We start from the raw sequence: 13,189 nt of genomic DNA, 5'->3' as shown, positions 1-13,189 counted from the left end.
GGCGCAGCCTGCCCCGCACCGCTGCCGGGCTGGCAGCGGTGTTCCTTTGTATCAGGGGTATTGACCGGGTACGGCTTAGCTGCGGCTAGCGGCGACCACAGCAGCCACGGCGGCGTCGAAACGCGCCAGGCCGTCGTCGATATCCTGCTCGGTAATCACCAGCGACGGGGCAAAGCGCACCACCGACAAGCCGGCTACCAGCACCATCAGCTGTTCGGCTTCTGCCGCTTTCAGGAAATCGCGGGCGCGGCCGGCAAACTCGTCCGATACCACGGCACCAATCAGCAGGCCCATGCCGCGTACTTCTTTAAAGACGTTGTACTTGGCGTTGATGGCATTCAGGCCATCCACAAAGCGCTGATGCTTGGCGCGCACACCGGCCAGCACTTCGGGGCGGCTGACAATCTCGACCACTTTGCCGGCCACGGCGGCACCCAGCGGGTTACCGCCGTAGGTGGTGCCGTGGGTGCCTACCGCCAGGCTCTTGGCGATTGCCGTGGTCGTGAGCATGGCACCGATCGGGAAGCCACCGCCCAGGCCTTTGGCGCTGGACAGGATGTCCGGGGTCACGCCGTATTCCTGGTAGGCATACAGCGAGCCGGTGCGGCCAACACCGGTTTGCACTTCGTCGAACACCAGCAGCGCGTTGTGCGCATTGCACAGCTCGCGGGCAGCTTGCAGGTACGCCAGGTCGGCCGGCATCACACCGCCCTCGCCCTGTACCGGCTCGATCACCACGGCGCAGGTCTTGTCGGAAATGGCGGCTTTCAGGGCGTCGATATCGTTAAACGGTACATGGGTAATACCGACCGGGTTCGGGCCAAAGCCTTCGGCGTACTTGGGCTGGCCGCCCACGTTCACGGTAAACACGGTACGGCCGTGGAACGAGTTGGTGCAGGAGATGATTTCGTACTTGTCGGCGCTGTAGTGGTCGGCCGCGTATTTGCGTGCCAGCTTGAAAGCGGCTTCGTTGGCTTCGGCGCCGGAGTTACAGAAAAACACGCGCTCGGCAAAGGTCTTTTCTACCAGCGCGCTGGCCAGCTGCAGTGCAGGCTCGTTGGTAAACACATTGGAAACATGCCACAGTTTGCCGGCTTGCTCGGTCAGGGCGGCCACCACTTCCGGGTGACAGTGGCCCAGCGAGTTCACGGCGATGCCACCGGCCAGGTCGATAAACTCGCGGCCCTGCTGGTCCCACACGCGGGAGCCTTCAGCCTTTACCGGGATAAAACCGGCCGGGCTGTAGTTGGGCACCATAACCTGGTCGAATGTGTCGCGAGTGACAGTGTTGCTCATTGATGGGTTCCTTCCTGCAATTTGTCGCAATTATTGTTTGTTCACAGCCCGCGCTGCGTACGCCGCGCACTGTTACATCAGTCTTGCAACGATTCTAATCGAATCTCTGCAGCAGGCCATATCCTCTTTGCGACATGCGCTTACACTTTTTCCTGTTTTGTCCAACAATGTGCCACCCACAAAAAACGGTTTTATTTCATAAACTTAAATCATCGAAATGCAAAATAGCGCCACGGTTTTCTGCTTTTAGGCCACGCAAAATTCGCCCTGCATCAGGCCTGCCAGTGGCCAACACATGGCTCGGCCCTGCCTTGGCCATATCGCACACCGCATAGGCCATATCGCCCCTGCCCACCGGCATAGCAGGTGCGCCAGCCTGATTCACTGCAATCTGGCCAGCAAAATATCGAAATAACATCTAACTTTTACAACAGATGCAGTAAAGTTACAGGCTAATTGACAAGCAGCTGCCATGGCAGGTCTGCGCATTCCAGATTCAAGCAAGGAGATAGGCATGTCCGAAGCAAAGCTGCTGGTCGTCGAAGACAGTAAAACCCAGCGTGCTTTTTACGCCAGCGTACTGGAGGGGCACTACGCTACGCGCTTTGCCACCCAAGGCAAGGAAGCCCTCGCGCTGACAGAAGAAGACACCCCGGATGTCATCCTGCTGGACGTGGAAATGCCGGAAATGGACGGCTACGAAGTCTGCCGCCGGCTACGCGAGCAAGGGCTGGACATGCCCATCCTGTTTATCTCTGCCCATGTGGAGCTACAAGAAAGGCTGCAAGGCTACGATGCCGGCGGCAATGACTTTCTGTGCAAACCCATCGACCCGCGCGAGCTGCTGCTAAAGCTGGCTTTGGTACTGCGCCAGCGTGACGAGCAGCGCCAGCTGCAAGAAAACGGCCGCAGCGCCTTTTCTGCCGCCATGACCGCCATGACCGCCATGTCGGAAATGGGCGTGCTGGTGGACTTTATCCGCAATATCAACAAACTGGACAGCTACCAGGAAATTACCCAAGCCATCGGCAACACGCTAGAAGCCTACGGCCTGCATGGCTGCATGCAGGTATACGGCAGCCAGGGCGAACACCTGCACGCTACCGATGGCCAGGCCACGCCGCTGGAGGCCAGCATTATTGCCAATGCGCGCACGCTGACGCACATCTACTCGTCCGGCAGCAACACCTCGTTCAACTACCCGCATTGCTGCCTCGTGGTGCGCGACATGCCGCTGGACAACGAAGACCGCTGCGGCCGCCTGCGCGACCACCTGGCCATTCTGGCCGAAGTGGCCGCCTCGCGCGCGCAGGGCCTGGACGAGCTGCACCGCGAGGTGTCTGCCCTGCAAGCGCGCATCCAGGCCCAGCAAACCAGCCTGGTAGAGCTACGCCGCCAGCTACCGGCAGCCAGCGCCACGCTGGGCCTGAGCCCGGAGCAGCAAAACGCCATTGGCCGTCTGTTCGACCAACTGATGCTGGGCATGCAAAAAAGCTAAGTTGCGCACCCATCTACAGCCCGTGTACTAGCTAGCGTACACGGGCTTTTTCATGCAAGCTTGGCTGCCGGCCACACGGCCTGCCCTACTGTGGAGCGCGCATGACACCCCCTCTGAATGTTGCCCTGATTGGCTATGGCTACGCTGGCCGCACCTTTCATGCCCCGCTGATTCATGCCGAGCCGCGCCTGCGCCTGCATACCATCGTCAGCAGCAAGGGCGAACAGCTACTGGCCGAACAGCCCGGCGTGCACGTGGTCAGCGACACGGCGCAAGCCCTGGCCAACCCCGCCATCGACCTGGTGGTGATCGCCAGCCCCAACGACTGCCACTACCCGCAGGCCGACGCCGCCCTGCGCGCCGGCAAGCACGTGGTGGTAGACAAACCCTTCACCACCACCCTGGATGAAGCCCGCCAGCTGCAGGTGCTGGCCGGCCACCATCAGCGCCTGCTGTCGGTGTTCCACAACCGCCGCTGGGATGCCGATTTCCTGACGCTGCGCCAGCTGCTGGATAGCGGCAGCCTGGGGGAGATCCGCCTGTTTGAATCGCGCTTCGAGCGCTACCGCCCGCAGGTACAAGTGCGCTGGCGCGAGTCCGCCGTGGCCGGTGGTGGCCTGTGGTATGACCTGGGCCCGCACCTGCTGGACCAGGCGCTGCAGCTGTTCGGCATGCCGCACGCACTGCACGCCGACCTGGCGGCACAGCGTAGCGGCGCAGTGGCTACCGACTATTTCCATGTCAGCCTGCACTACCCGCACCTGCGCGTGCTGCTGTCGGCCAGCTGCCTGGTCAGTGGCGGCTCGCCACGTTTTGCCGTACACGGCACGCAGGGCAGCTACGTGAAATACGGCCTGGACACCCAGGAAAGCCAGCTGAAACTAGGAGAAAAACCCGGCTGCGCCGGCTGGGGCCACGACCCGCTGCCGGGCCTGCACTATGTACAGCAAGACGGCCAGGAACACGGCCACGCCGTGGCCATGCTGCCCGGCGACTACCGCCACTACTACGCCGGGGTGGCGGCGGCCATACTGGACGGTGCGGCCAACCCTGTACCGGCCAGCCAGGCCATGGCGGTGATGCAGCTTATCGAGCTGGCCAGCACCAGTGCCGCCCAGGGCCATACCCTGCCGGTACGCTAGCCAGCCGCCCGGGCCTCAGACCCATTCCACCTTGCTGACAAACAAATAGCCCGCGCCGTATACCGTTTTGATCAGGCGCGGGTTGTAGCTGTCGTCTTCCAGCTTGCGGCGCAGGCGTGAAATGCGCACATCGATGCTGCGATCGTAGGGTGAGATATCGTCCTGGCCCAACAGCTGCTCGCGCGGCAGCACGCGGTTGGGCCGCTCCAGAAAGCGCTGCAGCATCTGGCCTTCGCCCGCACTGAGCGTGCGCTCGGTGCCATCAGCGGCCAACAGTTTGTAGCTATCCATCTCGTAGCGCCAGCCGGCAAAACAGGCGCAGCGCGTGGGGTTGGCCGCACTGCCCTCGGCCGGCTTGTCGCAGCGGCGCAGGATGCTGCGCACGCGCGCCACCAGCTCGCGCGGCTCGAACGGCTTCATGATGTAGTCGTCGGCGCCGGTTTCCAGCCCCATCACGCGGTCGCCCACGTGGCCGCGCCCGCTCAGGATGATCACGCCACAGCGCTGCTGCTCGCGCACCTGGCGCACGATGGCCATGCCGTCCATATCGGGCAGGCCCAGGTCGACAATCACCAGGTCCGGCGGCTGCTGGCGCACACGCTGCAGCAGCGTTGCGCCGGTACGGAACGACTCGCAGCGGAACTGGTAGTCGCGCAGGATGGTGACGATCAACCGCGAAATGGACAGATCGTCTTCTACCAGATACACCAGCTTGTCGCTGATGGCTGGCTCGGCAGGGCTCAGGCTTGCGGTGGGCACAACATTACCTCGTCTAGCAAAGCGGCCAACTCGGCCGGGGTGAAGGGTTTTTCCAGCTTGGCAAAGCCGCTACCGGGGCGCTGGCTGCTGTCGTCGTAGCCGCTCATCAACACCACGCGGATGCGTGGCAGCAGGCTGCGCGCCAACTGTGCCAGCGCGCGGCCATCCAGCGTGCCGGGCATGACGATATCGCTGAGCAGCAGGCCGATATCGGGGATGTTTTCCAGCATCAGGGCGGCTTCGTCGCCGCTTTCTGCCTCCAGCACCGGGTAGCCCAGGCTGGTGAGCTGCAGACGCACCACACGGCGCACTTCGGCGTTGTCTTCTACCAGCAGGGTCAGCGGCCGTTCACGCCCGCCTGCCTTGCCACTGAAGTTCAGCCGCCCGGCTGGCTGTGCGGCGGGCTGGGTGTGCGGCAGGCGCAGGGTAAAGCGCGTGCCTTTGCCCGGCGTACTGCTCACGTGGATGGCCCCGCCAGACTGGCGGGCAAAGCTGTAGACCATAGCCAGCCCCAGGCCACTGCCGCTGCCAAAGCGCTTGGTGGTAAAGAAAGGTTCGAACACGCGCAGCAGCAGCTCGGGGGACATGCCGCAGCCGGTGTCGGCCACCTCGATACACACGTAGTCACCGGCCTGCAGCTGCCATTCGGCTGCCTCGCGCTCGCTGAGCCGGGCCAGGCTGGCCGCCAGCTGCAGGCTACCCCCCTCGGCCATGGCGTCGCGGGCGTTGAGTACCAGGTTCAGGATGGCACTTTCCAGCTGGTGCGGGTCGGCCATGGCAAACAGCGGTGCCGGAGGCAGCTGGCTTTGCAGCGCAATGCTTTCGGGCAGCGAACGGCGTATCAGCTGCAGCATGTCCTGCAACAGCGCGCCAATATCCACCGCACTGGGCAGCAGCGGCTGCTGGCGGGCAAAGGTCAGCAGGCGGCGCACCAGCGCCACGCCGCGCTCGGCCGCTTGCAGCGCCGGGTCCAGGTAGCTCAGTAGTGCGGTGTTGTCTGCCTCGTGGCGGCGCAGCTCGGCCAGGTTGCCGATCACCACGGTCAGCATATTGTTAAAGTCGTGTGCCAGGCCGCCGGACAGCTGGCCCACGGCTTCCATTTTTTGCGCCTGCACCAGTGCCGACTGGGTTTGCTTTTGCTCGGTAATGTCGAACGACAACACAAAGCAGCCCAGCACCTCGCCATCGGGGGCGATTTCCGGCACCAGGGTGCTACGCGCAAAAATATGCGTGCCGTCGTCTTTCTCCATCGAGTATTCGTAGGTGACCTGCTTGCCGGTCAGCGCCTCGTTCACATAGCTCACCACCGCCGCATAAAACTTGCTGCCCAGTGCTGCCTCGATATGCTGCCCCACGATGTGCTCGTTACGGCGGCCAAACCAGTCGCTATAGCCTTTGTTGGCATAGCGGTAGATATGGTCTTTATCGAAGTAGGCAATCAGCGCGGGAATGGTGTCGGTGATCAGCCGTAGCCGCTCCTCGCTGCGCTGCAGGGCCGCGGTAATCTGCACGTTGGCCGCATGCGCTTCACGCAGGCGCTGGTTGGCGGCTTCCAGCTCGGCGGTGCGGGCGCGCACGTGCGATTCCAGATCGGCTTTTTGCTGCTGCTGCAGCCGCTCATACGCCTGTTGCTGGGTTTTGTCGGTGTACAGCGCAATAAAGCCGCCTGATGGCAGCGGCTCGCCACGCACGCGCAGCACCGAGCCGTCCGGGCGGATGCGCTCGGTGTCGTGCGGCTCGAAACGCAGGGCCAGCGCCACGCGCTCTGCCACTTGCTGCTCGGGGTCGCCGGGGCCGTATTCGCCGCGGTAGGCGTTATAGCGCATGTAGTCGGCAAACGGTGTACCCACCTGCCCCAGCTCCGGGGGAAAATCCAGCAAATCCAGAAAGCGCTGGTTGCACGCAAGCAGACGCAGCTGGGCGTCAAACACGGTGACGCCCTGGTCCAGCAAGTCCAGCCCGTACAGCAACATGGCGTTGCGCTGCGAGCTATCCAGCCCCGCGGCAGAGTGTTGCAACATGACGACGTTTTCCCCGGCTAATGGCAATGGCTTATCGATATAAAGCCCGATTTTAGGCCAGCTTGCACCACAAAAGCGCGGCTGAAATCATTCGTTACAATTGCCACAAACTTGCGCAAGGGTTGGGGGCAATCATCGTGCAGATAATGACAGCAACACAGACAGAGGAGTGTGACCGGATGTCCCTGCACAGCTACCAGCAAGATCTGCCCCAAACTGCGGCCAACCATGTGCCGCTGTCGCCGCTGAGCTATATCGAACGCGCGGCGGCAGTTTACCCGCACCGTACGGCCATCGTGCATGGCAGCCAGCGCTTTAGCTGGCAGCAGGCTTACGAGCGCAGCCGCCGCCTGGCCAGCGCACTGGCTAGCCATGGCATTGCCAAGGGCGACACCGTGGCGGTGATGCTGCCCAATATCCCGGCCATGCTGGACTGTCACTTTGGCGTGCCGATGTGCGGTGCCGTGCTGAATACGCTGAATACGCGGCTGGACCCGGAAGCCATTGCTTTCATGCTGCAACACGGCGAGGCACGGGTACTGATTACCGACCGCGAGTTCTCGTTCACCATCGCCCCGGCCCTGGCACTGCTGGACAAGCCGCCACTGGTAATCGACGTGGACGACCCGGAATACGCCGGCCCCGGCCAGCGCCTGGGCAGTATCGAATACGAAGCCTTTATTGCCGGTGGCGACCCCGACTACGCCTGGCAGCTGCCGGATAACGAATGGGACGCCATCTCGCTGAACTACACCTCCGGCACCACCGGCAACCCCAAGGGTGTGGTGTACCACCACCGCGGTGCCTACCTGAACGCCAGCTGCAACATCCTGGACTGGGGCATGCCGCGCCATGCCACCTATCTGTGGACGCTGCCGATGTTCCATTGCAACGGCTGGTGCTTCCCGTGGACCATGGCGGCCAACGTTGGCACCAATGTCTGCCTGCGCCGCGTCGACCCGAGACTGATTTTCGAGCTGATCAAAACCCATCGCGTGAGCCACTACTGCGGCGCGCCGATTGTGCACAATATGCTGATCAATGCCCCGGACGACTGCAAACAGGGCATCGAACACCAGGTGAACTGCCTGGTGGCCGGCGCCGCGCCACCGTCAGCGGTAATCGAAGGCATGGAAACCCTGGGCTTCAACATTACCCACGTGTACGGGCTGACTGAAACCTACGGCCCGGCCTCGGTATGCGCCAAGCAGGACGAATGGGCACACATGGACATTGGCGGGCGCACCGAGCGCAACGGCCGCCAAGGCGTGCGCTACACCATGCAGCAAGGCATGACGGTGATGGACCCCAGCACCATGACCGAGGTTCCGCACGATGGCGAAACCATGGGCGAGATCATGTTCCGCGGCAACCTGGTGATGAAGGGCTACCTGAAAAACGCCCGCGCTACCGAAGAATCGCTGGCAGGCGGCTGGTTCCACACCGGCGACCTGGCCGTGATCCAGCCGGACGGCTACGTGAAGATCAAGGACCGCTCCAAGGACATCATTATTTCCGGTGGCGAAAACATTTCGTCCATCGAGGTAGAAGACGTGCTGTGCCGCTTCCCTGGCGTGATCTCTGCGGCCGTGGTGGCCCTGCCGGACCCGAAATGGGGCGAGGTGCCGTGCGCCTTCCTGGAAATGCGCGAAGGCGTAGAGGGCGACGAGGCAGCGGTGATTGAACACTGCCGCGCCCACCTGGCACGCTTCAAGGTGCCCAAGCGCATTATCTTCGGGCCTATCCCCAAGACCTCTACCGGCAAGATCCAGAAGTTTCTGCTGCGCCAGCAAACCAACGCTGCCGCCGCCATCCAGTAACCCGCCGCACCGGCAGCGCCTGCGGCCAACCCTGCAACAGGGGTGTTCTGGTTGGCTGCATCGTGCCGGCATGGCAGGCCTCGTAGCTACGCTGCGAACATTTCCCCCTTATACCCCGCTTCGGCGGGGATTTTTTTGCCTTGTCGCCCACGCGCATTTGTTGCAAGGCTGCCACGCCAGTGGGCCCGAAGCGGCTGCCACACAGCGCAATACCCCCTGCCAGACGGCTCTCTGGGCCCAATCATGCCCCGTTCATGTTTCGTTACATTTCACACACAGTTGCGCAAGGTTGACAGGGAATCATCAAGCATAAGCGAGTAAATGCTCGACACCAGCCGCCACAGAGCGGCCCCCCGCAGTAACACAACCGAGAAACAGGAGAGATCATGACTGGCAATGCAACACACGCCATCCGGCAACACCCGCAATTCGCCACCCTGGTGAAGAAGCGCTCTACCCTGGCCTGGACCCTGGCCGCGCTCACCCTGGGTATTTATTACCTGTACATGCTGGTGGTGGCCCTGGCACCCGACACCCTGCGCCAGGCACTGCATGGTGGTGGCGTGTTAACACTGGGCGTGCCGGTAGGCGCTGCCATCATCGTGTTTACCTGGGCACTGACCGGTTATTACGTATACCGCGCCAATACCGAGTTCGACCGCCTGACCGCCACCATCCTGCAGGAGAGCCAGCCATGATGCGCACCCTCGCTACCCTGCTGGCGCTATCGGCCAGCCCACTGGCCCTGGCCGGCCCTGCCGTAGCTGGCGCCGTGGAAAAACAGCCACTGAATGTGGCCGCCATCGGCATGTTCATGGTGTTTGTGGTGCTGACCCTGGGCATTACTTATTGGGCGTCGCGCCGCACCCGCTCCGCTAGTGACTTCTATACCGCAGGCGGCGGCATCACCGGCTTCCAGAACGGCCTGGCCATTGCCGGCGATTACATGTCGGCCGCTACCCTGCTGGGCCTGTCCAGCATGGTGTTTGCCAAAGGCTACGATGGCTTCATCTACACCGTGGGCTTCTTTGTGGGCTGGCCCATCATTACCTTCCTGATGGCCGAGCGCCTGCGTAACCTGGGGCGCTTTACCTTTGCCGATATCGCCAGCTACCGGCTGGACCAGACCAAAATCCGCACCTTTGCCGCTTTTGGCTCGCTCACCGTGGTGAGCTTCTACCTGATCGTGCAGATGGTGGGTGCAGGCCAGTTGATCCAGCTGCTGTTCGGCCTGGACTACCCGGTAGCCGTGGTGGTGGTCGGCGTGGTGATGATGGCCTATGTGATTTTTGGCGGCATGATCGCCACCACCTGGGTACAGATCATCAAGGCCGTACTGCTGCTGGCTGGCGGTACCACACTGGCCTTCATGGCCATGGCGCAGTTCGGCTTCAGCTACGAAACCCTGGCACGCGAAGCCGTTACCGTGCACAAGGACGGCCTGGGCATGATGGGCCCGGGCAGCATGTTGGCCGACCCGGTGAACGTGGCGTCGATGTCGCTGGGCCTGGTATTCGGCATTGCCGGCCTGCCGCATATCCTGATGCGCTTCTTTACCGTGCCGAATGCCAAGGAAGCGCGTAAATCGGTGTTCTACGCTACCGGCTTTATCGGCTTCTTCTTCCTGGTGGTGTGCACACTGGGCTTTGCTGCGGTGGTGATCATTGGCAAAGACCCGCAATACTTCGTGAACGGCGAACTGGGTGGCAAGCTGGTAGGCGGCGGCAATATGGTGGCCATGCATCTGGCCAAAGCCGTAGGCGGCAACCTGTTCCTGGGCTTTTTGTCTGCTGTGGCGTTTGCCACCATTCTGGCCGTGGTCGCTGGCCTGGCACTGGCGGGCGCGTCGGCCATCTCGCACGACCTGTACGCTACCGTGATCAAAAAGGGCAAGGCTGACGAGAAATCCGAGCTGAAAGTGTCGCGCATTGCGGCAGTCGCCATCGGTGTACTGGCGATTGTGCTGGGCATCCTGTTCGAGAAACAGAACGTGGCCTTCCTGGTGGGCCTGACCTTCGGTGTAGCTGCATCCACCAACTTCCCTATCCTGATCCTGTCCATGTACTGGAAAGACCTGACCACCCGTGGTGCGTTGCTGGGCGGCTTTAGCGGGCTGATCTCGGCGGTCACACTGGTGATTCTGTCCAAGGCAGTATGGGTAACGGTGCTGGGCAACGAAACCGCCATCTTCCCGTACGAGCACCCGGCGCTGTTCTCCATGCCGCTGGCCTTTGCCGTGAGTATCGTGGTGTCGCTGCTGGACCGCAGTGCAGCCGCGGCTACCGAGCGTGCCCGATTTGACGACCAGTTTGTGCGCGCACAAACCGGCCACGGTGCCGCGGGCGCACACAACCACTAAGCAGACCACTTGCGGCCAACGTTGGCCGCAAGCCAGCACAGCCACCCTGCGGGGTGGCTTTTTCATGCCCTTGCCACAAAGCAAAACCGCCTGCCAGCTTACGCTGACAGGCGGTTTGTCTACCCTGTGGTAACAGGGCTATCTGGCTTAGGCGCCGGATTTCAGACCGAAGTCACCTTGAGCAGCCGGGGCTGCAGGATTGTCCAGCAAAGCCTTGATGGACAGACGAACGCGGCCGCGGTCGTCCATCTCAATGGCTTTTACTTTCACGATCTGGCCTTCTTTCAGGTAGTCGGACACGTTCTTGATGCGCTCGTGAGCGATCTGCGAAATGTGTACCAGACCATCTTTGCCCGGCATGATGGACACGATGGCGCCCACGTTGTTGTCCAGAATCTTCACTACCGGGCCTTCGTAGACTTTGCCTACTTCAACTTCAGCGGTGATTTCTTCGATACGCTTCTTGGCAGCTTCAGCGCCTTCGTTGGACACGGAGGCGATGGTGATGGTGCCGTCTTCTTCGATGTTGATCTCGCAGCCGGTATCTTTGGTGATGGCGCGGATGGTTTCACCACCTTTACCGATCACTTCGCGGATTTTCTCCGGGTTGATCTTCATCACGTACAGACGCGGCGCGTGGGTGGACAGCTCTTGCGGGCCTTCGATGGCTTCTTTCATGTGACCCAGGATATGCAGGCGACCGTCTTTGGCTTGTTCCAGCGCGATCTGCATGATTTCCTTGGTGATGCCCTGGATCTTGATATCCATCTGCAGGGCAGTCACGCCAGCAGCGGTACCGGCTACCTTGAAGTCCATATCGCCCAGGTGATCTTCGTCACCCAGGATATCGGTCAGCACGGCAAAGCGGTTGCCTTCCAGAATCAGGCCCATGGCGATACCGGCAACGTGGGCTTTCAGCGGTACACCGGCGGACAGCAGTGCCAGGCAGCCACCGCACACGGAAGCCATCGACGAAGAGCCGTTGGATTCGGTGATTTCGGACACCACACGCATGGTGTAGCCGAACTCGGTTTCGGACGGCAGCACTTGTGCCAGTGCACGCTTGGCCAGGCGGCCGTGGCCGATTTCGCGGCGTTTTGGCGGGCCCATGCGGCCAGCTTCACCGGTGGAGTACGGCGGGAAGTTGTAGTGCAGCATGAAGCGGTCGGTGTATTCGCCGGCCAGCGCGTCGATGATCTGCTCGTCTTGCTTGGTGCCCAGGGTGGTGGTCACGATCGCCTGGGTTTCACCACGGGTGAACAGCGAGGAGCCGTGTACACGTGGCAGCACGCCGGTACGGATGGCGATCGGGCGTACAGTGCGGGTGTCGCGGCCGTCGATGCGCGGCTCGCCAGACAGGATCTGGCCACGGACGATTTCGGCTTCCAGCGATTTGAAGATGCCTTTGATCTCGTTAGCCACCAGGGTGTCGGTGTCTTCGGTGATCAGTGCGGCCTTCACGGCAGCCCAGGCAGCGTTCAGCGCTTCGGAGCGGGCGCCTTTCTGGCGGATGCGGAAAGCGTTGGCAATGGCTTCGCCGGAAATGTCACGGATCTGGGCGATCAGTGCTTCGTTCTTGGCCGGGGCTTCCCAGTCCCACATTACCGGGTTCACTTCGTCAGCGAACTCGTTAATGGCGGTAATGGCAGCCTGCATCTGGTCGTGGCCAAATACCACGGCACCCAGCATCACGGCTTCGGACAGTTCTTTGGCTTCGGACTCAACCATCAGCACGGCACGCTCGGTACCGGCGACAACCAGATCCATTTCCGAGGTCAGCAGCTCGGTTTTGGTCGGGTTCAGGATGTACTCGCCATTGGCGTAACCTACGCGCACGGCACCGATCGGGCCGTTGAACGGCAGGCCGGAGATGGCCAGGGCAGCGGAGGCACCGATCATGGCAGGGATGTCGGAATCCACTTCCGGGTTCAGCGACATCACAGTGGCCACGATTTGTACGTCGTGGTAGAAGCCTTCCGGGAACAGCGGGCGAATCGGGCGATCGATCAGGCGGCTGGTCAGGATTTCTTTCTCGGACTGTTTGCCTTCACGCTTGAAGAAACCGCCAGGGATCTTGCCGGCAGCGTAAGTACGCTCCAGGTAATCTACGGTCAGCGGGAAGAAATCCTGGCCCGGCTTCACGTTTTTGGAGCCCACAACAGAAACCAGAACCACGGTATCTTCTACCGACACCAGTACCGCGCCGGAGGCCTGGCGCGCTACTTCGCCGGTTTCCAGGGTAACGGTATGTTTGCCGTACTGGAACGACTTGGTAATTTTGTTAAACACTTGAG

At 61.8% G+C, this 13,189-nt stretch carries 9 protein-coding genes; 5 read left to right on the top strand and 4 right to left on the bottom strand.

Annotation, left to right across the window (positions count from 1 at the left end; genetic code table 11):
* Positions 1-75: 75 nt before the first annotated feature.
* Positions 76-1,296: an aspartate aminotransferase family protein gene (locus ACZ9XP_RS03635; protein ID WP_147684591.1), complete on the bottom strand. Its 1,221-nt coding sequence runs from the start codon at positions 1,294-1,296 to the stop codon at positions 76-78.
* Positions 1,297-1,810: 514 nt separating this feature from the next.
* Here ACZ9XP_RS03635 and ACZ9XP_RS03630 point away from each other — a divergent pair.
* Entirely contained in the window at positions 1,811-2,794 is a 984-nt protein-coding gene (locus ACZ9XP_RS03630) for a response regulator transcription factor (RefSeq protein WP_465188005.1), read from the top strand.
* Positions 2,795-2,895: 101 nt separating this feature from the next.
* Positions 2,896-3,936: an oxidoreductase gene (locus ACZ9XP_RS03625; protein ID WP_147684586.1), complete on the top strand. Its 1,041-nt coding sequence runs from the start codon at positions 2,896-2,898 to the stop codon at positions 3,934-3,936.
* A gap of 15 nt (positions 3,937-3,951) precedes the next feature.
* On the opposite strand, the gene ACZ9XP_RS03620 is transcribed toward ACZ9XP_RS03625, so the two are convergent.
* Both ACZ9XP_RS03620 and ACZ9XP_RS03615 read right to left on the bottom strand, forming a co-directional pair.
* A complete protein-coding gene (locus ACZ9XP_RS03620; protein ID WP_147684584.1) occupies positions 3,952-4,695 on the bottom strand; it encodes a response regulator transcription factor in 744 nt (247 codons plus the stop codon).
* Positions 4,677-6,716 carry a PAS-domain containing protein gene (locus ACZ9XP_RS03615; RefSeq protein ID WP_147684582.1) on the bottom strand — a complete coding sequence of 680 codons (2,040 nt, stop codon included), beginning with the start codon at positions 6,714-6,716 and terminating at the stop codon, positions 4,677-4,679. The genes ACZ9XP_RS03620 and ACZ9XP_RS03615 overlap by 19 nt, the downstream gene beginning before the upstream one ends.
* Before the next feature lie 179 nt (positions 6,717-6,895).
* Between ACZ9XP_RS03615 and ACZ9XP_RS03610 the strand changes: the two genes are divergently transcribed.
* The 3 genes from ACZ9XP_RS03610 (at position 6,896) to ACZ9XP_RS03600 (ending at position 10,895) form a co-directional block, all read left to right on the top strand.
* Positions 6,896-8,536: an acyl-CoA synthetase gene (locus ACZ9XP_RS03610; RefSeq protein ID WP_465188004.1), complete on the top strand. Its 1,641-nt coding sequence runs from the start codon at positions 6,896-6,898 to the stop codon at positions 8,534-8,536.
* A gap of 386 nt (positions 8,537-8,922) precedes the next feature.
* Positions 8,923-9,234 (top strand): DUF485 domain-containing protein, encoded by a 312-nt coding sequence (locus ACZ9XP_RS03605; protein WP_147684578.1) that lies wholly within the window; start codon positions 8,923-8,925, stop codon positions 9,232-9,234.
* The gene (locus ACZ9XP_RS03600) at positions 9,231-10,895 is read left to right on the top strand and encodes a cation acetate symporter (RefSeq protein WP_465188003.1); all 1,665 of its coding nucleotides are present in this window, start codon (positions 9,231-9,233) and stop codon (positions 10,893-10,895) included. The genes ACZ9XP_RS03605 and ACZ9XP_RS03600 overlap by 4 nt, the downstream gene beginning before the upstream one ends.
* A 147-nt stretch (positions 10,896-11,042) precedes the next feature.
* On the opposite strand, the gene pnp is transcribed toward ACZ9XP_RS03600, so the two are convergent.
* Complete coding sequence (gene pnp, locus ACZ9XP_RS03595; RefSeq protein ID WP_147684576.1) at positions 11,043-13,184, bottom strand: polyribonucleotide nucleotidyltransferase; 2,142 nt, start codon at positions 13,182-13,184, stop codon at positions 11,043-11,045.
* Between the last annotated feature and the right edge of the window lie 5 nt (positions 13,185-13,189).

Source organism: Vogesella perlucida (genome assembly GCF_979366545.1).
This window is presented reverse-complemented; position numbering and strand designations above follow the sequence as displayed.

What these genes read in the sequence shown, in the direction of transcription:
- ACZ9XP_RS03635 (WP_147684591.1), bottom strand. Translation starts at nt 1,296, where the DNA reads ATGAGCAACACTGTCACTCGCGACACATTCGACCAGGTTATGGTGCCC.
- ACZ9XP_RS03630 (WP_465188005.1), top strand. Translation starts at nt 1,811, where the DNA reads ATGTCCGAAGCAAAGCTGCTGGTCGTCGAAGACAGTAAAACCCAGCGT.
- ACZ9XP_RS03625 (WP_147684586.1), top strand. Translation starts at nt 2,896, where the DNA reads ATGACACCCCCTCTGAATGTTGCCCTGATTGGCTATGGCTACGCTGGC.
- ACZ9XP_RS03615 (WP_147684582.1), bottom strand. Translation starts at nt 6,716, where the DNA reads ATGTTGCAACACTCTGCCGCGGGGCTGGATAGCTCGCAGCGCAACGCC.
- ACZ9XP_RS03610 (WP_465188004.1), top strand. Translation starts at nt 6,896, where the DNA reads ATGTCCCTGCACAGCTACCAGCAAGATCTGCCCCAAACTGCGGCCAAC.
- ACZ9XP_RS03605 (WP_147684578.1), top strand. Translation starts at nt 8,923, where the DNA reads ATGACTGGCAATGCAACACACGCCATCCGGCAACACCCGCAATTCGCC.
- ACZ9XP_RS03600 (WP_465188003.1), top strand. Translation starts at nt 9,231, where the DNA reads ATGATGCGCACCCTCGCTACCCTGCTGGCGCTATCGGCCAGCCCACTG.